This window comes from Clostridium sp. AM49-4BH (assembly GCF_003478335.1).
Lineage (GTDB): Bacteria > Bacillota > Clostridia > Lachnospirales > Lachnospiraceae > Butyribacter.
Window position 1 is genome coordinate 1 of sequence record NZ_QUFB01000136.1, and the last position, 848, is coordinate 848.

The 848-nt window shown below is 43.0% G+C and carries 1 protein-coding gene; it reads left to right on the forward strand.

Annotated elements, in window-relative coordinates:
* Nucleotides 1-752, forward strand: a 752-nt coding sequence (locus tag DW981_RS14755; protein WP_118508260.1) for a DDE-type integrase/transposase/recombinase, incomplete at its 5' end; no start/stop codon positions are given.
* Nucleotides 753-848 lie beyond the last annotated feature (96 nt).

Consider the following 848-nt stretch of genomic DNA (forward strand, 5'->3'; position numbering starts at 1 on the left):
TAGGTCTCTCTTTGCGAAAAACCGCTCAAGCTCTCCGAGACATTCATGGAATAAAAATATCTCATCAACAAGTAGCGAATTACTGTACTACTGCCGCCATCTGTGTAAAACCTTTTACCGACAGCTACGATTACAAAGTTGGTAAAGTTTTAACTGCAGATGAAACCTACATAAAGATCCGTGGTATCAAAGGCTACATCTGGTTTATCATGGATGCTGCCAGACGTTCCATCCTTGGCTATCAGATCTCCGACAATCGAGGCGTTGGTCCATGCATTCTTTCAATGCGTATGGCTTTCAAACACTTTAAAGATAAACTGCCTGAAAACTTTAAATTTATCGCTGACGGATACAGTGCATACCCATTAGCCGCACAACAGTTCTTCCACAAGTTTGGTAAAAAGTTTAAGTTTGATATCACCCAAGTCATCGGTCTTACCAATGATGACGAGGTATCTGCCAAATACCGCCCTTATAAACAAATGATCGAACGACTTAATAGAACCTACAAAGAATCCTATCGTCCTACCAACGGCTTCGACAACATCGAAGGTGCCAACTACGATTTAGCTCTCTGGGTCACATACTATAACTTTCTACGTCCTCATAAACACAATGGATTTCGTGTCCTAAATCATGTACAGGAACTCGACAACGCTGACAATATGCCAGGAAAATGGCAGCTGCTAATCTATCTGGGACAATGCAGGATCAAACAGATGCAACAGGGCGAAGCCCGTAACTGTTCCTAGATTCAAAGCCCGAGGTTAATATCAGCCACCGTAAGCAACGCTTACGGCTGTGTCCTTGAAGGCACACAGAGGCAATGCTAAAATGCTGTGATGCGA